This is a genomic window from Marinobacter oulmenensis, assembly GCF_014201735.1.
GTDB classification, from domain to species: domain Bacteria; phylum Pseudomonadota; class Gammaproteobacteria; order Pseudomonadales; family Oleiphilaceae; genus Marinobacter; species Marinobacter oulmenensis.
In genome coordinates, this window is record NZ_JACHFE010000002.1 from 362,177 (window position 1) to 384,800 (window position 22,624).

16 protein-coding genes and 1 pseudogene are annotated in these 22,624 nt (G+C 53.3%); 11 read left to right on the top strand and 6 right to left on the bottom strand.

The annotated features are described in order from the left end of the window. Positions 1-51: 51 nt before the first annotated feature. Entirely contained in the window at positions 52-309 is a 258-nt protein-coding gene (locus tag HNR38_RS04975; protein ID WP_183700388.1) for a hypothetical protein, read from the bottom strand. A gap of 367 nt (positions 310-676) precedes the next feature. On the opposite strand from HNR38_RS04975, the gene HNR38_RS04980 reads away from it, so the two are divergent. After that, the gene (locus tag HNR38_RS04980) at positions 677-1,624 is read left to right on the top strand and encodes a LysR family transcriptional regulator (RefSeq protein ID WP_183700390.1); all 948 of its coding nucleotides are present in this window, start codon (positions 677-679) and stop codon (positions 1,622-1,624) included. Here HNR38_RS04980 and HNR38_RS04985 read toward each other — a convergent pair. After that, positions 1,621-2,799, bottom strand: coding sequence for a toxic anion resistance protein (locus tag HNR38_RS04985; protein WP_183700392.1), 1,179 nt, complete (start codon positions 2,797-2,799; stop codon positions 1,621-1,623). The genes HNR38_RS04980 and HNR38_RS04985 overlap by 4 nt on opposite strands. A 292-nt stretch (positions 2,800-3,091) precedes the next feature. On the opposite strand from HNR38_RS04985, the gene HNR38_RS04990 reads away from it, so the two are divergent. From HNR38_RS04990 to HNR38_RS05005, 4 genes are all read left to right on the top strand, one after another. Then, positions 3,092-3,721, top strand: a complete 630-nt coding sequence (locus tag HNR38_RS04990) for a hypothetical protein (protein WP_183700394.1) — start codon at positions 3,092-3,094, stop codon at positions 3,719-3,721. A 23-nt stretch (positions 3,722-3,744) separates the two neighbouring features. Then, complete coding sequence (locus tag HNR38_RS04995; protein WP_183700396.1) at positions 3,745-5,646, top strand: SPFH domain-containing protein; 1,902 nt, start codon at positions 3,745-3,747, stop codon at positions 5,644-5,646. A 67-nt stretch (positions 5,647-5,713) separates the two neighbouring features. Continuing rightward, complete coding sequence (locus tag HNR38_RS05000; protein ID WP_183700398.1) at positions 5,714-10,918, top strand: DNA repair ATPase; 5,205 nt, start codon at positions 5,714-5,716, stop codon at positions 10,916-10,918. Positions 10,919-11,143: 225 nt separating this feature from the next. Further along, positions 11,144-11,923: a BUD32 family EKC/KEOPS complex subunit gene (locus HNR38_RS05005; protein ID WP_183700400.1), complete on the top strand. Its 780-nt coding sequence runs from the start codon at positions 11,144-11,146 to the stop codon at positions 11,921-11,923. 15 nt (positions 11,924-11,938) lie between these two features. On the opposite strand, the gene HNR38_RS05010 is transcribed toward HNR38_RS05005, so the two are convergent. Then, on the bottom strand, positions 11,939-13,285 hold the full coding sequence (locus tag HNR38_RS05010) for an esterase/lipase family protein (RefSeq protein WP_183700402.1): 1,347 nt from the start codon (positions 13,283-13,285) through the stop codon (positions 11,939-11,941). A 124-nt stretch (positions 13,286-13,409) separates the two neighbouring features. Then, a pseudogene (locus HNR38_RS17340) lies at positions 13,410-13,574 on the bottom strand (integrase core domain-containing protein); the annotation flags it as partial. Positions 13,575-13,970: 396 nt separating this feature from the next. Here HNR38_RS17340 and HNR38_RS05020 point away from each other — a divergent pair. From HNR38_RS05020 to HNR38_RS05030, 3 genes are read left to right on the top strand one after another with little or no spacing between them, the layout of a single operon-like run. Beyond that, the gene (locus tag HNR38_RS05020; protein WP_183700405.1) at positions 13,971-17,504 is read left to right on the top strand and encodes a hypothetical protein; all 3,534 of its coding nucleotides are present in this window, start codon (positions 13,971-13,973) and stop codon (positions 17,502-17,504) included. Continuing rightward, positions 17,482-17,952 (top strand): response regulator, encoded by a 471-nt coding sequence (locus HNR38_RS05025; protein ID WP_183700407.1) that lies wholly within the window; start codon positions 17,482-17,484, stop codon positions 17,950-17,952. Before HNR38_RS05020 ends, HNR38_RS05025 begins: the two co-directional genes overlap by 23 nt. 15 nt (positions 17,953-17,967) lie before the next feature. Further along, the gene (locus HNR38_RS05030; protein ID WP_183700409.1) at positions 17,968-19,188 is read left to right on the top strand and encodes a 5'-methylthioadenosine/S-adenosylhomocysteine nucleosidase family protein; all 1,221 of its coding nucleotides are present in this window, start codon (positions 17,968-17,970) and stop codon (positions 19,186-19,188) included. A gap of 253 nt (positions 19,189-19,441) precedes the next feature. Here HNR38_RS05030 and HNR38_RS05035 read toward each other — a convergent pair whose 3' ends face one another. Continuing rightward, positions 19,442-19,861: a hypothetical protein gene (locus tag HNR38_RS05035; RefSeq protein ID WP_183700411.1), complete on the bottom strand. Its 420-nt coding sequence runs from the start codon at positions 19,859-19,861 to the stop codon at positions 19,442-19,444. A gap of 162 nt (positions 19,862-20,023) precedes the next feature. Here HNR38_RS05035 and HNR38_RS05040 point away from each other — a divergent pair, with 162 nt between their 5' ends. The 3 genes from HNR38_RS05040 (at position 20,024) to HNR38_RS05050 (ending at position 21,671) form a co-directional block, all read left to right on the top strand. Continuing rightward, entirely contained in the window at positions 20,024-20,338 is a 315-nt protein-coding gene (locus HNR38_RS05040) for a hypothetical protein (RefSeq protein WP_183700413.1), read from the top strand. Positions 20,339-20,439: 101 nt separating this feature from the next. Then, positions 20,440-20,946: a DUF411 domain-containing protein gene (locus tag HNR38_RS05045; protein ID WP_183700415.1), complete on the top strand. Its 507-nt coding sequence runs from the start codon at positions 20,440-20,442 to the stop codon at positions 20,944-20,946. Positions 20,947-20,948: 2 nt separating this feature from the next. Next, positions 20,949-21,671: a cytochrome c biogenesis CcdA family protein gene (locus tag HNR38_RS05050; RefSeq protein WP_183700417.1), complete on the top strand. Its 723-nt coding sequence runs from the start codon at positions 20,949-20,951 to the stop codon at positions 21,669-21,671. Positions 21,672-21,684: 13 nt separating this feature from the next. Here the strand turns inward: HNR38_RS05050 and HNR38_RS05055 are convergent, their stop codons facing one another. Beyond that, complete coding sequence (locus tag HNR38_RS05055) at positions 21,685-22,593, bottom strand: cation diffusion facilitator family transporter (protein WP_183700419.1); 909 nt, start codon at positions 22,591-22,593, stop codon at positions 21,685-21,687. Between the last annotated feature and the right edge of the window lie 31 nt (positions 22,594-22,624).

The following is a 22,624-nucleotide window of genomic DNA, read 5'->3' on the forward strand; positions in this document are numbered from 1 at the left end:
TCAACCCGGGTGTTAAAACAACCCACAAAGCGAAGATCAATCCTTCGGCGATTAACCGCGGTTGTCTTCAGACTCGACCACCAGGCCGCGAATAACCAATTGGCCACTGTAAGGGGCCTTTTCGGCGTCCTGGTGCTTGTCTTCGTCGTTCAACACCTCGCCGCGGCTGACAATGTGGCCGCTATATGGCGCCGGCTGAGCCTCTTCAATATTCAGCTTATCGGATGCCCGGTCTGCCTGAGAGGCCTGCGCGGGAAGGGTGGCGATGGCGAAGATGGAAGCGAAGGCTGCAAGTGCAAGTTTGCGCATAACTGATTCTCCAGAGTTTGATTGATTAACGCTCATATCGCGTCGCCAGAGGACCCGATATCAGATGGCAATCAGTATGCCGCCGGAGCAGTGTGGTGAATAATTCCAATCCTGTATGCGCAATATCAGTTTCAGTGATATATTGGTCTGGCTATGTAGTTTGCTTAAGACTTACTCATTTTCCTCTTTGTTTTTGCAGATTCCTATTTTATTCGTCAAAACAAGGTGCTGAAGTTCTGACAATCTGAGTAAAAGGTTCAAAAATTTTAAACCTGTCGTGAGCTCGTAGCCGTAAAACTACGTATACATAAATAAATATGATGTGTATTCAGAAGCTCTGAGAAAAATCAGCCGGAAAACCCAGCCCATGAAGACCCAGGAACTGCAACTTCTTTATATCTTCGATGCCATCATGACGGAGCGTTCCGTCACACGCGCTGCCGAGCGCCTGTCTATGACACAGCCAGCGGTCTCCAACGCGATCTCAAGGATGCGACAACAGTGGAATGACCCCCTGTTTATCCGAAAGGGGCGCAACATCGAGCCCACGTCCTATGCCCTGAGCCTTTGGCATCAGATCAGCGACCCCATGTTCGAGCTCACCAATGCCTTGAGCGCCACTCAGTTTGACCCGGGCTCATCCAGGCGGAAGTTCAGAGTTGCTGTTACCGATATCATCGTTGACATGATCTGGCGACCACTAATCAGAATGCTCGAAACCGAGGCGCCCGGCGTGGATGTGCACGCGGTTCCGTACACACCGGAGGGCAGTTACGTGGATCTCAGGGAAGCGCACGTGGATCTTGCGGTCGGGGTCCTGAACCAGCACGACTACAGCCTGCGCAGCACCTGGCTCTTCGATAGTGGTTACAGGCTGGCCATGCGCAAAGACCACCCGCTGGCCGGACAGGCATTCACCATGGAGAAGTTTCTCGAAGCCCGGCATCTGCTGGTCACCATGTCCGGGGACGCCCATGGCGCGGTTGACAGTTATCTGGACCAGAAGGGGCTGAGCCGTCGGGTCGCCACCACGGTTAACCATTTCTCGACCGTGCCGCAGATACTGGCGGAAACAAACCTGATCGCAACCGTACCGGAAATGGTCGGCCAGGACCCGGGATTTGTAGACCAGCTATGGATGGAGCCGCTGCCTTTCGAAGCGGACCCCATCAGCCTTTATCTGATATGGCATACCCGGCATGACCGGGACCCCGGCGTGGCCTGGCTAAGAGGGCACCTGGAACAACTGCTTCGGCAGCGCTGGCAGGTGATCATGAACGAAGCGCCGGACCAGAGCCGGAACCGCTCCCTCTAACCGCCAGTGCTTTCAAGAGTAAAGGTTTCTGAAAACCGGTGACGGGCTTCCTGGCCACGCTCCATCTGCTCGGTAAGCTCCCTCTGACTGTCTGAAAGAGCCTGCAGTTCATTAATGGTCTGGCGCATGGACGGCAGAGCATCACGGCGAAACGCATTGATGTCCTCCCAGGCAGCCAGGGAGTTGGCAAATGTCTGTTTCAGCTTTTCCAGATCCAGCGAGGCGCCAGCCGCCTGTTTATGAATCTCTACTCCCTGTTTGTTCAGCCGCTCGGACGTTTCCAGCAACAAGTCGGAGGCGGTGTCGTTGGCGGCCTGCAGGGCTTCCAGTTGTTTCTTCTGACGGGCAAGCCCCATGGCAATGGTGGAGGCAACCGACAGCGCTTCGATCGTGACATCAAGGGCGCGCTTGATGCCCCGGATCAGCTCCTTGTTGTTGCTGATGAGCAGATCGGCGGACTGAACTCCCTGCTGGTTAACGGCCAGGCGTTGCTGCAAATCCATGATGCGCTGGCGAAGGGCGAACAGGATCTCTTCCTCCAGAAACTTCACCTTTTCAGCATCGGATTCGTTCTGGATCTGTTTCACGACCTCAGCGTCGAGCAGCTCACCAAACGCAATGTAGTCCTCGAGTTCGAAGGTGAGCGCCCTCATGCGGTCCCGGTCCACCGCCAGGGCCTTGTTGTCTTCGGACAACTGCTGCATGCCGAGGCGCAGGGCATTGGCGATATCGGCAATAACGGCACTGACATCCTGGTATCTGGATGCCCAGCGCGAAATCGGCGTGCCCACAAATGGCAGTTTGGAGAGTATCCGCCGGACAAACCCCATCGAGAAGTCCACGTTATTGGGGTTTACTTCACGAACTTTGCCCTGGAGGGCCAGCAACTGCTGATCGACTTCACTGCCATCTTCGGCCGCCTGGGCCAGTTCATGGATGGGCTTCTTGAGAAGGGCGCTGGTCTCGGACAGTTTATGCTCGACCTCACGGCCAAGGGTTTCCACTTCGGAAACCATCTCCCGCCGCTCTTCCAGCTCACGGGGGCCAATCACCGCCAACTGCTGGACAACGCTTGCGGCCTTCGCATGGAGTTCCGGCAAGCGTTCAGGTGTCGGAGTGAAGGATGTTGTGTCTACCGATGCGTCGCTCTGATTCATGCGTTCCGTGCCATTCATATCCATTCATTCCAGTTGTGTTTTGGGCTCAGTTTAATTAGTGTAAATTATCACTAAACGCTATAGGGAACTAGCGCTGCTGGACAGGATTCATGCTATGGACTGCGAACTCACGCCTCATGCCGCATTCGCGGTTGCCTCAGGCCATCACGTCAGATTTGAAGTCCGCATTTTCTGAGACGATGTTTCCATGCCAGAGGCATTAACAGATCCACCACATTCAACGAGTCAGGCCGGCACTCTGGAAACCGTTTGACGGCACCAGGTGCGTTTAAATCAGGAAAAATCAGGTATGGAAGCGTTTTTTGCCAGTGCTTTCGGGTTTCCCACTGTGATCTGGACGGCATTACTGCTGTTCTGTCTGATGTTCTGGGGCGTTTCGATCATTGGCTTGCTGGATTTCGATACCCCCGAAATGGATCCGGAACTGCCTGACGGCGGCCTTGAGGGAATCGCCGGCCTACTGTCGTCGCTAGGGCTTGGGGGCGTTCCCCTGTCTGTCGCCTTAACGTCGGTGAGTCTTTGCGGATGGCTGATCAGCTATTTTTCAGCGCTCTGGCTCCTGGGGCCCGACTCAGACGGCTGGTTTTCGCTGGTGGTCTCAATCGTCATTCTTCTGGGCTCCGCACTGGCTGCCCTGAAGCCTGCAGCATGGCTCATTAGCCCACTCAAACCCCTGTTCAAAAGCACAAAGGCCTCCAACAGCGACGTGCTGGGTAAAACCGCCACCGTTATTTATACCGTTTCCCCGAACGAGGGTGTGGTTGACTGCATGGTCAATGGCGCCCACCTCCGCCTCGAAGCCCGAAGCTCCACGGAGATGAAACCGGGAGAGAAAGCCGTGGTCATCAGATACCACAAACAGGATTCGGTTTATCAGGTTGTCCCTGAAGCCGATTTTATGACGGGACTCACCCGCTAAACCAAGGAAAGAGGTAACGCTCTATGCTAGATATTATTTTCCCCGTACTGATGGTCGTGGCGGTGATTTTCGTCGTCATCATGGGCATCCTCGGGCTGTTTCAGGCGTTCTACAAGAAAGTGGATCAGGGTGAAGCGCTCATTGTGAACAACATGAGCAAGGTGCCCAGCGTCCATTTCACCGGCGCCATGGTCCTGCCCGTTATTCATCGTGCCGAGAAGATGCGCATAAGCGTGATTCCCCTGCAGATTGACCGTCGGGGGAAAAACGGGCTGATCTGTCAGGACAACTACCGGGCCGACATCTCCATCGGCCTGTACCTCCGCGTTAACGAGACCGCGGAAGACGTTCTCAAGGTGGCCAAATCGGTCGGCGTTACCCGCGCCAGTGACAAAGAAGCGGTAGATGAACTGTTCAACGCGAAGTTCTCCGAAGCCCTGAAAACCGTGGGTAAACAGTTCAATTTCGTCGAACTGTTCGAAAAGCGTCAGGAATTCCGGGAAGCGATCGTCAAACTGATCGGGGCTGACCTGAATGGTTATGTCCTTGAAGACGTCGCCATCGATTACCTGGAGCAGACGCCGGTTTCCGAGCTGGATCCCAACAACGTCATGGACAGTGACGGTATCCGCCGGATCAAGGAAATCACCGAGGAAAACCGGGTCAAGACCAACATTCTTGAGCGCGACGCCGAAGTCGCCATTGAAGAGCGCAACACCGCTGCCTTTGAGCAGCAGGAAGCGCTTCGTAAAACCCAGGCCGAGACCAAAGCGCGCACCGATCGTGAGATTGCAGAGCTGACCTCGAAAGAACTGGCGCTGCAGAACACCGCTCACGAAAAGCAGCGTTCCGAATCCGAGATCGCCAAGGAAGAAGCCCAGAAAGCCATCGATATCGCGACCGAAGAGCGTATGCGGGAGCAGGAACTGGCCGCTAAAGCCCGCGAGAAAGCGGTTGCTGTTGAGGAAGTGGCCATCCAGTCCGCGACCGAGCTTGAGCACATCAACCGGGAACGTCGGGTTGAAGAGCAGCGCATCGAGAAAGACAAGGTTCTGGAGGTCAAGCAGAAGGAAATTGCAGATATCCAGGCCGAACGTATCCAGGTGGAATCCCGCGTAGCCGAAGAGGAAGAAGCCATCCTCACCATGCGCAATAAAGAGGAAGCCGAGCGGAACAAGGAAACCGTGGTCATTGGCGCCCGGGCCAAGGCCGAACAGGTTGCCATTGAGAAGATTGAAAGCGCCAAGGCCGAGCAGGAATCCGCCAAACTGCGTAAGGCTGCCATGGTCGAGCTGGCCGAAGGCGAAAAAGCGAAAGCGGCCGCGCCGGGTCTGGCTGAAGCCCAGGTGCGCGAAGCCGATGCGTTGGCTTCACGGGTTGTTGCCGAAGCAGAAGCCCATGCCCGCACTGAAGCGGCGAAAGCTGAGCGTCTGGAAGGCGAGACACGGGCACAGAACGAAGAAGATATGCTGCTTGCCCAGGCCAAGGGTGAGGAAGAACTGGGCAATGCCAAGGCCAGTGCGGCTCTGAAGATGGCCGAAGCGGAAGCCGAGGGCATTACCAAGAAAGCCAAAGCCTACGAGCAGATGGACGAATCCAGCCGCGAGTTCGAGGTTATGAACCGCAATCTGGACATTCACCGGGACGAGACCATGTCGCGCATTGACGCAAACGTGACCATCGCCGAGGCGCAGGCCAAAGCCATGGGCGAAGCGCTGGCCAATGCCAAGATGGAGTTCATCGGTGGTGATGGCGATGTCTTCAACAAGGTTGCCCAGGGCATCGGTTACGGACGTGCTGCCGATCACTTCATGAAAAATGCCTCCAGCATGACTCCGTTTGTCAGTTCCATCATGGAAAAGATCATGGGTGCCAGTGCCGGCAGACTGAAGTCGGACAACGCTCCGACGGATACCGCAGACTAACACCGATTACCGACGGGGCAGGGCGTCCCGTCGGTTTCCGCTCGTTTTCTACAAGGATTGTCTCCCCATGGCAGAAACACTTTCTACGGAAGCCATCATCCGGGAAGGCGGCACGTTTGCGACACTGAAAAAGCGCCTGACGGATCATGTCGGCTCTTTGCGCAACACCGTTAAGTCACTCAACGAAGAGAGGGAAGCCAAGTTTGGCGCCTCCAGCATGGATGTGCTGGGCCGGGTCCGGGTCAGAACGCCGCATAATTGCGTGGCCCGGGATGTCGTCCGCCTGGGGGATTTCCTGCTGTTTGGCTTCAATGTGGAGCATGGCCTGAAGCAGACGGTTGATCTGACCGAAGTGTTCAGCCTCTATCGCCTGGAGGAAGACGAGGGGAACTGGGAAATCACCCAGTCAGAGATGACCGGGTCGTTCCTGGACGATGAAAAATTCCGCACCGATTTCGCCTCCCTGTACCGCTTCCACAAGGAGGCGCGCCTGATTCAGCTCCTGGCCAGCGACGCCCGCCTTCTGATGGTGTTTCAGGTCGGCGACCGGGGCGATCATGTCAAAGTGTTCCGCTGGTCCCTGAACAACGATGGTTCGGTTCGAGCCTATATCGATGACCGGGGTGCAGACGATTTCCGGTTGCCGGAACGCTTTGACTTCGAATGGACCCAACTGAATCGTGAACACATGGTGCAGGGCGTTTCGCCCCATTACTCCATCGACGATCAGTTGTTCGTCGATAACACCGGCGGTGCCATCACCTTCAAGGTGGAAAACAACACCAGTTCCGGGGAGGGGATTTTTGAAGACCCCCTGGAGGTCACCAGTCAGTCACTGAGTGACGGTGTCTTTGAATACGCAAAACGCGGTGAGATTTACCTCATCCGGGTGAAACCCTACGGTGAGGACCTGACCCGCTATTACATCTTCAACCCTGCCGAGAAGACACTGCATCGGCAGGATGCACTGGCCGGCTCAGTCCGGACATTGCCGGAAAACCACGGGCTGGTTTTCCCGGGCGGCATCTACCTGTACGACGACGAACTCAAGACCGTTGATGTGCCTGAGGGGCTGCGCTTCAAGCGCATGGTCGAGGCGCCCAACGGCGAGGATGTGCTGATTGTATTTTATGCGCCGGAGTCCGGTGCTGTTGCCCTGGTACGCTATAACCTGATCAACCGCACCACCGCGCCCCCGATTACCGGCCACGGCTATGCGCTGTTTGAAGGCGGTGTATTGGCGGTATTCACGGCCACTGACAAGCAGTCACAGGTTCACCCCGTTCAGTTGTGGAAGACGCCCTTCGAGTCGCAATCCTTTTACGCGGACAAGACCTCGTCCGACGATTCAGACATGGGCCGCATTGGTAACCCCGAGCTGGTCAGCGGTATCGCGGATCTGTACGGCGTGGTCAAGCTTGCCGATCTCGAGGAGGCGGGCCTGCGCCATTTCAACACGTTGATAAAACGCGTTGATAAACTGCTGGACCAGCGTTTCTGGCTCCATGAAGACCATTTCCAGTCCATCAACAAAGCATTGCACAGCGTTCGTTCCACCGCGGAGTTGATGGTGGATGAATACGAAAAGGTCGAATCCGTTCGAGCCCAGTCCAACCAGGCGCTGAACGACGCGGATAAAGCCCTGTCGGTACTGATTCAGGAAACCCGCCCGGAGTCATGGCGGGAACCGCACCAGTTTGTGGCTCATCTGAAAAAACTCCGGGATCACCGCGGTTTGATCCGGTCACTCACCGAACGCCGCTATATTGATCGCCCCCGCCTCGAATCCCTGGACAGGAAGGCGGCGGAGGCCGTTGATAAGCTCGCGGAACGCACGCTGGACTTTCTGTCCAAGCCCGAAGCACTGGCCCGCTATACCCAGCAGGTGGACGCCCTCAGAAAACAGGTTGAAGACTCCGAGGACCGCAAGGAACTCCAGCGCCTGGTTGACGACTATCAGGAGATTACCGACGGCCTGGATTTTGTTCAGGAACTGCTGTCATCGCTGACCTCCGACGACACCGAACAGCAGGCCACCATTGCCGACAACCTTTCGACGCTCTACGCCCGGGTCAACCAGGACCGTTCACGGGCGGAGATCAAGCTCAATGAGTGCGGGCTTGAGGAGGCCAAGCTCCAGTTTGCCTCCAAGCTGCGGCTTTATGAACAGAGCCTGGCCAACGGTGTCCACTCCGTTGATACACCGGATGATTGTGACGGCTTACTGGCCCGGATGCTGAACCAGTTGCAGGAAATCGAAAGCCAGTTTGGCGAATTCGATGAATTTCTCAGTGCCTTGATCGAGCAGCGGGAGACCACCCAGGAAACCATCGAGGCCCGTCGCCAGCAGTTGGCCCAGGAGCGCCAGCGCAAGGCCGCTTCACTGAAAGAAGCGGGGCAGAGGATCCTCAACAACCTGACCAAGCGTTCGGACCAGTTCGACGACGTGGCGGAAGTCCATGCCTTCTTCGCCAGCGATGCCATGGTTGCCAAGGTCCGGGATCTCGCTGCCCGGCTCAAGGAGCTGGATGCGCCGCTTGACGCGGACGATCTGGCGTCACAACTCAAAGCCGCCCAGGACAACGCACAGCGAGCTGTTCGTGACCGCGCAGACATCTATGAAGAGGGCGGGGCGATCATCAGGTTGGGCCCCAAACACCGGTTCTCGGTGAACCGGCAGGAACCCGCCGTCACATTGATCCCGGACACCGAAGGACTGAAACTGCATATCTCCGGCACCCAGTTCTATGAAACCGTCAGGGATGACCGGCTGGCCGGTCTGGACGACTGCTGGGGCCTGCATACGCCGGCCGAAGCCCCCGATGTGTACAAGGCGGAATACCTCGCGCATCGATTCATGGACGCGGTAGAGAAGGGCGATGCCCAGGTTCCCGAGTGGAGCGACCCGAAGGCCGTGGAAAAGGCCGTCAAACAGTTTGCGGGGCCCCGCTACCGGGACGGCTACGAGAAGGGGATTCACGACCACGATGCCGCCAGAATTCTGCACAAGCTCGCACCGGCAAAAGCCGAAGCCGGGCTACTGCGTTTTGCGCCCCTGGTCCGCTCCGTGGCCATACTGTTCTGGAGTTTTCAGTCGTCCGGTTACCACCAGCGCCTGCAGGCCGAAAGCACCAGTGCCGGGGTGCTGCAGAAACTCATGCGCTCCGGCGATCTGTTGCACCAGATTCAGCAGGCGGTTAAAGGCGACATCAAGGCTTTCTGCGAGCGCTATGAGCTGGGCTTTGAGGACTGGATTCAGGAACAGGCGGCCGATTATCTGTGTCGTGCGCTTGCCGAAGCCCCCAACACCTTCGAGGTATCGGCGGTCGGCAACGATCTGAAAGCCCGTTTCACCGAATACCTGCGCATCGAACAGCAGACCAAGGTGTTTGATGAGGTTGTCGCGGAGGCCACGGACGATCCCAAACGGTTCTGGCAAACGGTGCTGCACTGGGTGACGGCGCTTGCGCGGCAGGACGACCATCCCCTGAGCGAGCATTTCTGTCCTGAGGCCGCGATCCTGCTGATCGCTGAACAGCGGCCATCCATCGGCCGGTTTGTGCCTCGCCAGGCCCAGCTCACGTTTGAAATCGACGGTCTGCTGGGCCGCCACGAACGGCTGGAAAACCAGAGCCTGGCTCTGGCCCTGGATGAGTTCGAAACCCGGTTGCGCCGTCATATCAATGAGCGACTGCCTCGCTGGGAAACCCTGCAAAAAATCCGTCACCAGGTGCTGAGCGAGCAACAGGACCGGCTGCGCGTCGAGGAATTCACCGCCAAACCGCTGACATCCTTTGTGCGCAACAAGCTGATCTCCGAGGTTTATCTGCCTCTGGTGGGCGACAACCTGGCCAAGCAGATGGGGACAGTGGGCGATGATCGCCGCACCGACCTGATGGGGCTTCTGATCATGATCTCGCCACCGGGTTACGGCAAAACCACCCTGATGGAATACGTTGCGAGCCGGTTGGGCCTCATTTTCATGAAGATCAATTGCCCGTCCCTGGGCCATGAGGTTAAATCCCTGGACCCCGAGCGGGCGCCCAATTCCGCGGCCAGAACTGAGCTGACCAAGCTCAACCTGGCGTTCGAGATGGGCAACAACGTCATGCTGTATCTTGATGATATCCAGCACACCCATCCGGAATTCCTGCAGAAGTTCATCTCGCTGTGTGACGGAACCCGGCGTATCGAAGGGGTCTGGAACGGCAAGACCAAGACCTACGACATGCGCGGCAAACGGTTTGCCATCTGCATGGGCGGCAACCCGTACACGGAATCGGGTGAAACCTTCCAGATCCCGGATATGCTGGCCAACCGGGCCGATGTCCGGAATCTGGGCGACCAGCTCAGCGGCATGGACGATGTCTTTGCGCTGTCCTACCTGGAAAACGCCATGAGCTCCAACGCGGTCACGGCTCCCCTGGCGTCCCGCGGGATGGACGACTTCTACCGGTTTGCCGAAATGGCCGCCGGCAACGAGGTGAACGCAGCGGATTTTGATCATGACTACAGCGCGGCTGAGCGTGAGGAAATTGTGGCGGTCCTCAAGCGGCTGCTGCGGGTAAGGGACGTGGTGCTCTCGGTGAATCAGACCTACATCGCCTCCAGCGGCCAGGACGACGCCTACCGGACAGAGCCGCCGTTCAAGCTCCAGGGCAGTTATCGGAACATGAACAAACTGGCGGAGAAAGTCTCACCGGTCATGTCTGAGGCTGAACTCGAGCAGTTGATTGATGATCACTACCAGGGCGAGGCCCAGCTTCTGACACAGGGCGCTGAAGAAAACCTCCTCAAACTCAGGGAGCTTCGGGGCGTTCTGACGGACACCGAACGTGAGCGCTGGGATTCCATCAAAGCCAGCTATCGGGCCAAGGTCATGGCCGGCGGCGATGGCGATTCGGGCGAGAAGGTGGTTCAGCAACTCGTCGGGATCGGCGATCACCTCAAGGTGTTGAGTGCAGCCGTTGCCACGGCATCCAGCAAAGATCACTCGCAAAACGACTGGGAGCCATTGATTGCCGGCCTTCAGCAGGCGATCGGATCAATGACGGTTGCACCGGAGATTACCTACACAGGGCCGGACGGCATGAAAGAAGCCTTGCTGTCTCTGGCGGATGTTTACAGTGAGTCAATTACACCGCTGGTCAGGGTGCTACGCAGCAAAACCACACTTGAGCTGAAGTCCTACCGGATGCTGGAGGAAATGAACCAGCAGTTGGCCGACATGGAAGAGGCGTTGAGAAACCGCGCTGAAGCGCTCTTCAAATAGCACCAAAGCAGGTCGCCACACACCTCCGGGGAATGGGGGCGTGTGGCTCCCCATCATTTTCAGTGATAACAAAGATACCGAAAAAGAATTATTCAGCCTCGCCAAAATTTCCAATAATCCTCACTGGATGTCGCAGGTTGCGGCAACAGCAAGGGCTTCGCTAAACCACAATTGACCCGACTCGCTTGCTCAATAATCCGCATATCCTGGAGTAGGGAGGGGGGAATGAACGGCAAAACGAACGGCCCATCGGTGGTTTCCAGTTCAAAGCCTGCTGCAAACACCGGTCCCGCTGACCAGCAATGGTACAAGCCCATCATCTCTTTACACACTGACGATGGTGGCAACCGGCACGTCTATAAGGCTTTCAGGTTCTCCCGGGGCCTGCTCGGGAAGTACTTCCGGTTTCTCGCGTCACACGAATTCAGGATGCTGAAAAAAGTCGAGCATCTGGATTTCACCCCCGATCAGGTCAGGCGCCCATCAGACGCTTCGCCTACGATCCATTATCGTTTGATCGAGGGCGCATCGGTAAAGAACGTTGCGGCGGCCAAGGGTGTGCCGGATAACTTTTTCCTTCAGCTATTCAGTAATGTAAAAATCCTGCACCAGCAGGGGGTGGCCCATCTGGATCTCGGCAACTCCGGGAACATAATCGTCTCAGGGTGCGGACAACCCGCAATCATCGATTTTGGCTCGGCGGTCCCCCTGAGTTGGCTGCCATCACCCGTTCGGGCCTGGGCCCGCCGCAAGGATGTCATTGGCGTTCTGAAACTCTGGCATCGTTTCGATAGCGACTCCATGCCCCTGTTTCTTGAGCATTACTATCAGCGCCATTATCGCAAAAACATCTACACGCCAAAGCGTTTCGTGAAGGCACTGAGGCGCTGGCTCATTGGCGGTTCCAACACGGAAGGCCTGTCCGGATTGACGAATACGATCAGTATGTTCCTCGGGCTACTGGTGCCAACGTCTTTCATTCTGGTGGTGGTGTCTTTCAGCTAACGAGCCGGTGAGGGGTCAGTTTAGCTTTTTAAACAAGAATACCTTTTCCTGCTGGTGGCGTTCGATTTTGATGGTAATTAACGTGGTCCTGTGAGGCTTGAACAAATCCTTGATATGGTCTCTGTCCAGCGACAGCGATGAGATATCGTCATCGGTGTAGGTTTTATAACCAACCGGCCTGTTCCTGATATCCGGTGAGGCCGTAATACTGATGTTCAGTTTGTCTGTGGGTCTGTCCAGAAGCTTCAAAAGCTCCGTGGAATTCACGAGAAAACTTCGGTACGCCGCGTTATCACACCATGCATGCACATTGGCAACGACGTTTTCCTGGAGTAGGCGTGTCCTGTGTCGGCTCCGCCGGCCACGGTCATCATTGACATAAAACTCGATGACATAGTCCTCAACAGGGTTACCTTGGTCATCCATCACTCTGATGACTGTGTTCTGGTAACTATCATGGTGAGCCCCCCGCCGTCTTTCCGCCTTTTGAGTGACTTCTTTGTTGTGCTCTGTAAGCCTTTCTTGCCACTCGAGAAAATCACTGTCTTCAACCTGTAAAGCCTGGTGGATTAACAGCCACGTAGACTTTCGATGAGGCCCACCGTCTTTTGCCGCAATGGAGCTGTGATCCTCTTGATCCGCAATCCCGAACGCGATGGCTCCCTGGTCCCAACGGCCGGTGATGGCGACTGGGGTTTCAGGCCTTGTGAAATCAAGCTCGAGTTTCGTTGCATTTAAATTGGCGGTGGAAACCCGCACTGTGCCGTCGGTTCCGGGACGGTTGGCGAGCGCGGATATGCCGTTGTATCCGGTATTGCCGACCAGAACGGTACAGAGAATACGACCCGGTCCATAGTATTGTTGGTCACTGAAAATGTCCCTTTCCGCAAGCTCCCAAGTGTACGGGCTTGCTATCTCAAGCCCTTTGAGAATCCGGGTTCCGGTTTCGAACAGACGGGTGCCTCTCCAGCCTTTGACGGCACGCCCAATCATGCTCCTGCCGGTGTGAGCGAGCGGAGAACCAAAATTGGCCGGCGCCAACATCAACAGTCGTTTAATTGGCGAGGCCTCGGGTTTGAAATAGGTGGTAAGCCAATGACGAACCACCAGGCCTCCGGTGCTGTGTATCACCACATCAACACTGCGAGGGGCAGTTGGCAGTTCCTCTTTGGTCCAGGCTTTCTGCATGGCTTGCACCAGATCCTCATAACCAATCTCGTCGTCCAGAGAGATATAGTCAGCGAGCCGCAGGTGCCGGATGTCCCTTGAAGAGGATGGATCTGATTCGGTTGACAGGAGCTGTCGGGCGAGAGACCTGAAGGATGCGGAACCGTCACTCCATCCGTGGATAATGATCAGCATGGAACCTCCTGTACCACTGACTATATAGGTGACTTCTAGAGTTTATTTAGTCCAGCCGCGTTAATTGGTCAAAAAATAAACGATCCAATGTGCCTGTTTGACCTGCCCCCAATCACTAAACCACTCACTGCTTAGTAATGTCGGTTAATTTCGACCCTTTGCCGATCGCCCGATAGCCAACGGCGAACTCCAGTGGTGTCTGGTAGCCCAACGCTGAATGGGGCCGGTTTTCGTTATAGTCTCGTCGCCAGTTACCGATAACTTCCCTGGCATGGGTTAGTCGCCTGAATGCGAGGTGCTGGCGATCACCCCGACCAGCTCCATCGATGACGGTTAGGACTTTGGTGTCATGCTTAAAGCGTTCAATAAGCAAGGGTAGGGCGGTCAAGTAAACGCAGCCGATAACGCTCCCAAGCCGGAGTTTTCTGATAATGTGTGGTACTGAAACGGGGTCAGGGGCCGTGATGAACATTACTAAGATCAGGATAGAGTAGAAAGTTGAGTGCAGATCAGAGTCAGCGTGGGCACGCGCGCAAGTGCTAACTTTAGGCGAAGCCAACTTAAAGAAAGCATTGATTTATATTGAATTTTTTTTGAAGACTAGTATATTGTTTTGTTGGATCTATTTAGCGTAGCCCATTGAACACTCAGAAAGTGCAACAAAAGGGTGAAAGGGAAGGAAACGTTGAAAAGCAAAAACTCTAAGAAGCAAGCTTTCAAAAAATGTCAGAACCGGTTTCGTGGACTTGTCTCAGATTATCGCTCACACAGATTCGAAATGAACCGGCGGTTTCCAAAGACCCTCATTTTCAGAAACGGCCTGAAAGAACTGTACCTGGAAGCACAAGCAATCCTCCAACCCTCTCAATACGAAACTTTCCTAAGTTGGCTCGAAGTACAGATCAATACCAGCCTCAAGGATTTTAAGCGTTCCCCGGTCGGTTACGAAGAACTTAATGGCGTGGGCAACACTGTGCCGCTTACGTCAACCAAAAACCAACTCCTTTGGTTGGCTGCCAGGTTCAATAGACAAAGATCCACTCTTAATTATTTTCTTAACTTGAAAAGTAAGGTTGAGCAGCTAGCTTTGCACGGAGAATATGGTGGAGCGCTCGAAGCTCTAGACGAAATTGACCTGGAAAATGGTAAATCGCTCTGGTCAATTCAACTTCGGATCGCGCTTCTTCAGCAATGCGAGGGTCTTGAAGAACAGAAACGATTTACAGCGCAAGTAAGAAAAATCTATCGGCAGGGACTTCTCAACTTTGTTGCATTTTATACAAGTGTACGAAATGAAGAGAAAACAACTTATCCGAAATTTGTTTCAGAGGTTAGCTTTCGTCTAAGCAATCACAAAAAATATTCTACCGCGGTCAAAGACTTCTTAAATTTACTGCTAACTCAACAGTGGCCAGATCAGCTCGAAAGAAAGGTTGGGGCACTCCAAGTTTCTGAAAGCCACTCACTCATAGATGCTTACGAGACCTTCATTCACTTTTCTCAAAAAATAACTGAAGACAAAGTTTTCTCTCAAGGGCAGGCGGGCGAATACTCGGTTGTAGCCCATGCGCTTACTCGGCTAAAAGGAATAAACGATCATCGAATAGTGAAGCTTAAACTTTCAGCCGGCCAGATTGAGCGCTTTGACGGGCTAAACCTAAGACAGCAAGGCGTACTCAATTACTTAGTTTCCGGAAAGGTTTACGACTCGTTCACGGAGACGTTGCAGTTACTCAGAGATCGAGCGCCTTTAGATTCTTGGCTCTTAATTTACTGCTGCTATGCGCATTGCTTTAAAACAAGGGTATCTCCCCGTTTATTCAACAGTATAGCGGGATCAATTATTAACTCTGTATCTCGGGTTTTAGCAGGAGAAGATATTGTTGAATGGTTAGGAAGCTGCCAAAAGCTTTGCGCGAACTTTTCAACACTCCCATCACTAAACGGCTTATCAAAATATCTGGAAACCCTCTTTGGAAGCTCCTTTAGTGTTTACAGCACATTGGCTGCAATCAGCCTTGACAGCCAGTTCACCGGCCCCGAAGACCATTTATTACGAGAACTCAGTGTAACCGAACAAGAGCTTTCTTTGAAAAATACTCAGGGTCCTACTCAAAGCCTTTGGAGCACTTTGTGCAGCGGTGCAGCTGGAACCGAAGAGCTCTCAACGCCACAAGACTGCTTCTTCCGAAGCATTTCGCATATGAGATCACGCAGCTTTCCGACTGCGATCAGACTTCTAAAAAAAGCAGCCAAACTAGATGAGTCAGAAATCTTCGACCTCTTAATATTCGACTCGCTACTCACGTCCTATACTGAACTTGGCGAATACTCCGAAATAATAGATTTGGTCGCAAGCTTTGTGGCTAAGTACCCTCAAGTGCATACGATATTGAGAAAAATCGAAATAGTTGAGCAGATTACCTGGGACGATTTTAAAAAATTAGACGACGTATCGATTAGGAAAGCAATCGGGCTGCACGTCTCTTGGGCGTTGTATGAACGAGCAAGTGATGCGACTCGATTAAGATTCGTGACGGGAAATTTGGTTAGAGCGCTCGGAGTGAAATTACCATCAGACCTAGTCGAATACCGGAACGAACTCCCGTTTAATGAACTGATTTATTTGCTCAAATATATCTGCATTCCGAGTATTTTAGACGGCACTCAACTTTTTAAGAGCTCCCGAGAAGTAATGGAGGAACGCCAAGCAATCTGCGCTGTGCTGCGAGAATTGGACCCATTAAGATCCTCCGACTATGAGGAGGAAATTGCTATTATCAGTAACCAATTAGCGCACCATGATGTCCAACATATAGTGGATAGCACCCGTATTTATGTGGACACAGACGCACTTACACGCTGGGCTTTGAGAGAGCTCTCAGAGGACATCGAAAGGTGCAGAGATCTTGCGCTCGTAGATTTTGATGACCAAGTTAACTTTGATGATCTTTTCGATGATTTGTCCCACGCCTCTCAGAAACTAGACGAGAGCTTCAAACCAGAAACAGAGTCAGAGCTGTTGCTTCTGAAGATTTTTGATCGAATGAGAGAAGAATTTCTGAACAACCCAAGTTTCGGTCTCGATTTTTTTCTCAGCAAACGAGTTAGACATCAGAGTTTTATAGGCTTTATTAGAGGCCCGCTGGAGTTTTCCAAATTAATTACCAATAAAGATACAAAGTATGGAAAATATAGCCATAATGATGAATGGGTTAATAGACTAGCACCTTCCACCCCCGAATCTCGTAACGCTCTTCTCAATTCATTTTCCAAGTTCTCTGAGCGATTTGACGGTATTCTTCAAAATGCAAAAAACAACAAATTTCAGATTAATTCTCAAGAGAAACCAGAGGGCCTTATAAGCCTGGATATCTCAGCGCATACTATCAGGCTTGCTCAGATCATCTTTAGATTAGACCTTTCCGTAGAGGAATTTATCTCAACAGCGATCGCTGTGTGCTGGGCCCAATTGGAAGTTTCGCTATCGAGAGCGCGAAGTTATATTTCGTCCACTCTCAAATCCGATGTTGCGCAGACATTCGACGAACTTCGTACATCAATCAAGAGAAAGGCGGGAGGTTCGGACCGAGCGCTTGAAGCTGATATGCAAATTGGACAAAAATCGAACGAGGTTCAACGCAAACTGGATGAAACAAAAAAGTGGTTTTCACACAGGGATATTGAGCAGTACAAGCGTTCCTTCAAACTTGATCATATAGTCAACATTGCCATTGATTCCTCATTGAAGTGTCATAGGTCATTTGATCCTGATATTCGAGCAAATGTTGAGCAAGGCGACATGCAAATGGCAGCGAGCGTCCTGGTATTTATCAATGACGCTATTTCAGCAGGCATCAGCAATTCAGAAAAGCATGCTGGGCTAAAGAGGCCCAAAATAGACATTGATGTTGTTCCGTTCCCAGAAAGCAAGAGGCTTATGGTGAAAGTAGTCACGGACTCCAGGCCATCAAACAAAGATGCAAATTTGAGCAGATTGCGAGAGATCGAGCAGCTCATTGCAGATGGAAACTTTCATCGACGTTCTCGAAAAGAAGGGGGAAGCGGCTTTATCAAGCTAGCAGCGGTCGTCAAACAATCAGACCGAGGAAGTATTCAGTTTGGTTTTGAGAAAGATGGGAGGTTTAATTTGACCGTTTTTTACTCGCTTATTTTTCAAAAATCAGGGCAAAGTAATGAAGCAGAAACCACCATCTAGAATTCTTGTTGTTGAAGACGAAGATCCAAAACTTCAACACCTGTTGAGTTTTATATCGACGATTGATTCGAATTTTCAGGTAGTATCTGCACGTTCTGTCACTTCTGCATTGCAAAAAATTCAGGAAGTTTCCCCCGATCTTCTCTTGTTAGATATGTCCCTACCCACTTTTGACGTAGGGGAGCTGGAAGCTGGCGGCAGACCACAAGGCTATGGGGGGCTCGAGGTTCTTCGTCAGATGGCGATGCTCGATCTCGAATGTCCTACAGTCGTGGTAACTGGCTATGAGGCATTCCCCGGCGAATCTGGCGAACCTGTTGACTTGAATCAATTAACCAAGAACCTCAACGATGAATTTCCTGAAACGCTTAAAGACGTTCTTCATTACAACTCGACCAATGATGAGTGGAAGACAAAACTTAAATCGATTTTCTCAACACTGATATAAAAATAGGATCTTAGTTTGAAAATTTTGATTGTGGATGACGACGTTCGTAGATACGCCAAATTAACTGAATCCTTGGGGGACCGAGGAGTAGGGCGTGAAGATATAAAAATTGTGCCTTGCGTCCACGATGCCAGGCATGAGCTTGAAGCGGTCCACTACGACTTATTGGTTCTTGATTTATTAGTATCATTGTGGCCTGAACAAGACCCGGATCTCCAGCACTCCATCGATCTATTGTTTCAGATAACCGAGGGCGATTTTCTAAAAAAACCGGGGCATATAATTGGAATTACTGGCGACATGGAGTTTTCAAGTGAAGCCATTAAAAACTTCGATGACTATACCTGGCGGGTAGTTGAGTACTCAGAATCCAACGATGACTGGGTAAACCAAATAAATCACTGTATCGATTATCTGCTCTCAAGGAATAACATCGGCGAACCTTCCATACCTGCACACCAAATTGACGTTGCAATTGTTTGTGCACTCCACTCGCCTGAGTACGATCAGGTAGTTGCTTTAGACTGGAACTGGACGGCACCAAGGCCTCTTGACGATATTACCTTTGTGCAAGAAGGACATTTTTTCTCCAATGGGAAAAAGATCACTGTCTGCGCTACCTACACCAGCCGGATGGGTATGGTATCTACCGCTTTAAAAACTGCCTCAATCATAAACCTTCTCAGGCCGAAAATCGTGGGAATGTGCGGTATTTGCGCCGGTGTGAGAGGTAAGACTCAAATGGGGGACATATTATTCGCGGATCCAGCGTGGGATTTTCAAAGCGGTAAACGTGTAGGGGACTCGGAAAACACCTCATTCTCAATCGCTCCTCATCAGTTGCAGGCCGATAGCGGAATCAGAAGTCATGTCGAACAATTGAGGGCCCACCGCAGTGAGTTTGTTAATATGGCCGATGGGTTCAAAGATGCACCACGAATTCCAGACCTCCACATCGGCCCAGTAGCGTCTGGATCAGCGGTACTGGCTGATGGCGAAGTCGTCGAAGAAATTAAAAAGCAGCATCGTAACCTCATAGGTGTTGAGATGGAGATCTATGGGCTCTTTGCAGCAGTCGACGGATCTTCATTACCGAAACCAAAAATGTTTGCACTTAAATCAGTTTGCGATTTTGCCGACCCTGACAAATCTGACAATAATCAAGTCTTCGCCGCTTATACGAGCGCGCAAACGGTAAGGTTGTTATTAGAACGGTTTGGGGATCGATTGGTTTAAATAGTTTCATAGGGACTTAGTATTCACCGAAAAACGCACCTAGACCGGCCGAAGACAAGCACAAGTTGATAGCACTTTGCGTGGATGTCCATTGAATGATTGTTAGCCAGCGATCTTTATCTTCTAAGGTTCGCATAATGTATATTATGTTAAATATCATATGGAGCCGATATCGCACTCCACCAAATACAAAGGCCGCCCATCCCTGAGCGGCCCTGACCTGGATACCTCCCTTGTCACCATTGATTGCCCCCTAGCGTTGCTGGTCAATCATTCTCTGGTGTTCAAGCATCTGCTCCATCATCAACTGCATGTGTTGCATGCGCTGTTCCATCATCTCCAGACGTTCCTGCTGCGTCATTCCCTGGCCGGCGTTCATGTTCTGATTGCCCGCGTTTGAGCCCCTCATCATCTGCATGTGTTGCTGCATGGACTCCATGTGTCTGTCCATCAGTTGCCGGCGCTCGGTTCTCGATGTTGTGTCCCGCATCTGGTGCATGGTCTGGTTCATCTGCTGCATGTGCTCATTCATGCGTTGCTGATTCATCATGCCATTGTTCATTCCCATGCCCATATGACCCTGGCCTTGGCCCTGTTGGCCCTGGGCTGAAAGAACTGCCCCTGATGCGGCCATGCAGGCAGATAGCATAATTACCTGATAAAGCGTCTTCATTGTCTCCTCCTAATGGCGGTTTCATCCGCGCTCACTTGTCAGTAAACAACAAATCCTCGGATACGGAAGCCAGATCGCCCCTGAATTTGACCTGACACCAGATCACAGCTTGTAGGATAGACGTACAATTTGTGTCAAATGGGTACAGGTTTTCGCAGCGTAATGAACAGACAGTTCCTGATCGCCATCCTGAGTGTTTTTCTGTTGGTGGGCATGCCATTTCTGGTAGCTGCGCCACAGAACGACCGCACGTCGCACCAGGTTGCATCCGCCCACACCGATTGTGGAGCCAGCGACGCTGCGATGGCCTGTGCCATTCAGTCCAGCCATTGCACTGTGGTTTTCTTTGCCGGTTCTGCTTACGCCACTCCTGAGTCCGTAAACGGCGATAAAGGCGATTATCCTATCCCGGCTGGTTCCCGATACCAGCCTCCCGTCTATGACGTGGCCACACCGCCACCTGACGTTTTTTCATAGTTCTTCCGGGCTGTTATCAGCCCATTTCCTTACTACAGCCATTAATGTTGACCGGATCCCGGCGCATACGTGTCGCCGTGTTCCAGATAAAGGATAGAACCATGAAAAACATCAAAAAACTGAACCTTTTCGGTTGCGCCACTCTGTTTACTGTTGCTTTGGTTACCGGCTACCAGCTTCAGGCTGGCGAATCCCAATCCCCCGATGAAGCGGCTGCCACAGCCAGCGCCACTATGACCGTTTACAAAAGCGCCAGCTGTGGTTGCTGCGCTGGCTGGGTGGAGCACCTGAAGCAGAACGGTTTTGATGTTGAGGTTAGAAACACCAATAATCTCAATGCAGTAAAAGCCAAATTTAACGTACCTGGTGCAATGGCCTCCTGCCATACCGGTGTCATGGACGGGCAGGTTTTTGAAGGGCATGTGCCCGCCTCGGATATCCGTCGCTTCATCGGTGGCGAATACCACGCCTTTGGCCAGCAAACCCACGGCATTGCAGTACCTGGCATGCCGCACGGTGCGCCCGGCATGGAAACCGGCCGGCAGGATGCCTATGAGGTGGTGGCGTTCTCAGAAAACGGGCGCTCACAAGCCGTTAACCGGTACTGATCATGCCAGATCTCGCATCCTGGGGAATCATGGCCGCCTTTCTGGGCGGCCTGGTGTCCTTCTTCTCACCCTGCACCCTGCCGCTGGTCCCGGGCTACCTGTCTGTTGTGACCGGTGGCGCGGTCAATGAGGCCGGAAACAAGCTGAAAGCCATGTGGCTGAGCCTGTGCTTCATTATGGGATTCAGCCTGGTTTTTATCGCCCTGGGAGCCAGCGCCAGTCTGCTGGGACAGTGGCTTCTGGCCTACCGCCGGGAAGCCAACCTGGTTGCGGGCATCCTGATCATCGCGATGGGCCTGTTCATGCTGGGCTGGTGGAGTCTGCCTGTGCTACAGAGGGATTGGCGGCTCGGGCAGACGCTGGAAGGCGGTCGCCCTACCGCGTCGTTCCTTCTGGGACTGGCTTTTGCGGTGGGCTGGACGCCCTGTATTGGCCCCATTCTGGGAGCCATACTCGCCTTGAGTTCGACCCAGGCCAACGCATCGACGGGCATGCTTTATCTGAGCTTTTATTCGCTGGGCCTGGCCATGCCGTTTCTTGGCGCTTCCTTCTTCATTGAGCATTACCGCGACCGCATGCGCGCACTCGGCCGTTGGAGCCGGTACCTACGCCTGTTCGCCGGTGGTGTGCTTGTGATGATGGGACTGCTGGTGGTTACCGGCCAGATGACGCGTTTCGCTTCCTGGATGCTGTCGCTCTTCCCGGCGCTTGGCCGTCTGGGTTGAGCCTGCATTCGTTTCAGCAGTGGCCGGCAGTGGGACACGTTCTGGGATGACGTTCCCACTGTATGGTCACATGCTGGATATTGAACTGGTGATCCAACAGGTGCCCCGCCTGTTCGATGAGGGCGTCGTCATCGGTTGGGTCCGGCTTCACCAGGTGAACCGTCAGGGCGTTTTCCGTCGTACTCAGGCTCCAGATGTGCAGGTGATGGACGGACTCAACGCCCGGCAGTTCCCTGAGTTTTTCTGACACCGCCTCCGGATCGATGTCCCTGGGCACGGCATCAACGGCCAGGCGCACGGAGTCTTTAAGCAGTCGCCAGGTTCCAATGAAGATCACCGCCGCAATGATCAGGCTGACTACGGGATCGACCCAGGTGGCACCGGTAAACATAATGATCAGCCCGGCCACCACCACGCCGAGGGATACCGCCGTGTCTGCAGCCATGTGCAGGAAGGCGCCCCGGATGTTGAGATCCCCCTCCTGCCCCTTCATGAACAGCATCATCGTGATGCCATTGATCAGAACGCCAATACCCGCGACGGTAATGACGGTCATACCGGCGACTTCCGCCGGATCACTGAAGCGCTGAATGGCCTCCCAGGCAATGCCGCCAACCGCCGCGATCAGGAAAAGCGCATTGAACAGCGCCGCCAGTATGGTGGTTTTCTTCAGGCCATAGGTGTTGGTATTGGTCGGCTTCTGGGTTGCGAGCCAACTGGCCACCCAGGCCATGACGAGGCCGAGCACATCACTCAGGTTGTGCCCGGCGTCGGCCAGCAGCGCCAGGGAGCCGGCCAGCACACCGTATACCGCTTCGATGGCCACAAACCCGACGTTCAGAACGATCGCGATCAGAAACGCCCGGTTATGGGTATCAAAGTGATGGGAATGGTCGTGACCATGATCATTGTGACTGTGCATTCGGGGCCTCGCGTTAGCAGCTTTGGACACA

Coding starts and splice junctions, on each gene's coding strand:
- HNR38_RS04975 (WP_183700388.1), bottom strand. CDS start 309: ATGCGCAAACTTGCACTTGCAGCCTTCGCTTCCATCTTCGCCATCGCC.
- HNR38_RS04980 (WP_183700390.1), top strand. CDS start 677: ATGAAGACCCAGGAACTGCAACTTCTTTATATCTTCGATGCCATCATG.
- HNR38_RS04985 (WP_183700392.1), bottom strand. CDS start 2,799: ATGAATGGCACGGAACGCATGAATCAGAGCGACGCATCGGTAGACACA.
- HNR38_RS04990 (WP_183700394.1), top strand. CDS start 3,092: ATGGAAGCGTTTTTTGCCAGTGCTTTCGGGTTTCCCACTGTGATCTGG.
- HNR38_RS04995 (WP_183700396.1), top strand. CDS start 3,745: ATGCTAGATATTATTTTCCCCGTACTGATGGTCGTGGCGGTGATTTTC.
- HNR38_RS05000 (WP_183700398.1), top strand. CDS start 5,714: ATGGCAGAAACACTTTCTACGGAAGCCATCATCCGGGAAGGCGGCACG.
- HNR38_RS05005 (WP_183700400.1), top strand. CDS start 11,144: ATGAACGGCAAAACGAACGGCCCATCGGTGGTTTCCAGTTCAAAGCCT.
- HNR38_RS05010 (WP_183700402.1), bottom strand. CDS start 13,285: ATGCTGATCATTATCCACGGATGGAGTGACGGTTCCGCATCCTTCAGG.
- HNR38_RS05025 (WP_183700407.1), top strand. CDS start 17,482: ATGAAGCAGAAACCACCATCTAGAATTCTTGTTGTTGAAGACGAAGAT.
- HNR38_RS05035 (WP_183700411.1), bottom strand. CDS start 19,861: ATGAAGACGCTTTATCAGGTAATTATGCTATCTGCCTGCATGGCCGCA.
- HNR38_RS05040 (WP_183700413.1), top strand. CDS start 20,024: ATGAACAGACAGTTCCTGATCGCCATCCTGAGTGTTTTTCTGTTGGTG.
- HNR38_RS05045 (WP_183700415.1), top strand. CDS start 20,440: ATGAAAAACATCAAAAAACTGAACCTTTTCGGTTGCGCCACTCTGTTT.
- HNR38_RS05050 (WP_183700417.1), top strand. CDS start 20,949: ATGCCAGATCTCGCATCCTGGGGAATCATGGCCGCCTTTCTGGGCGGC.
- HNR38_RS05055 (WP_183700419.1), bottom strand. CDS start 22,593: ATGCACAGTCACAATGATCATGGTCACGACCATTCCCATCACTTTGAT.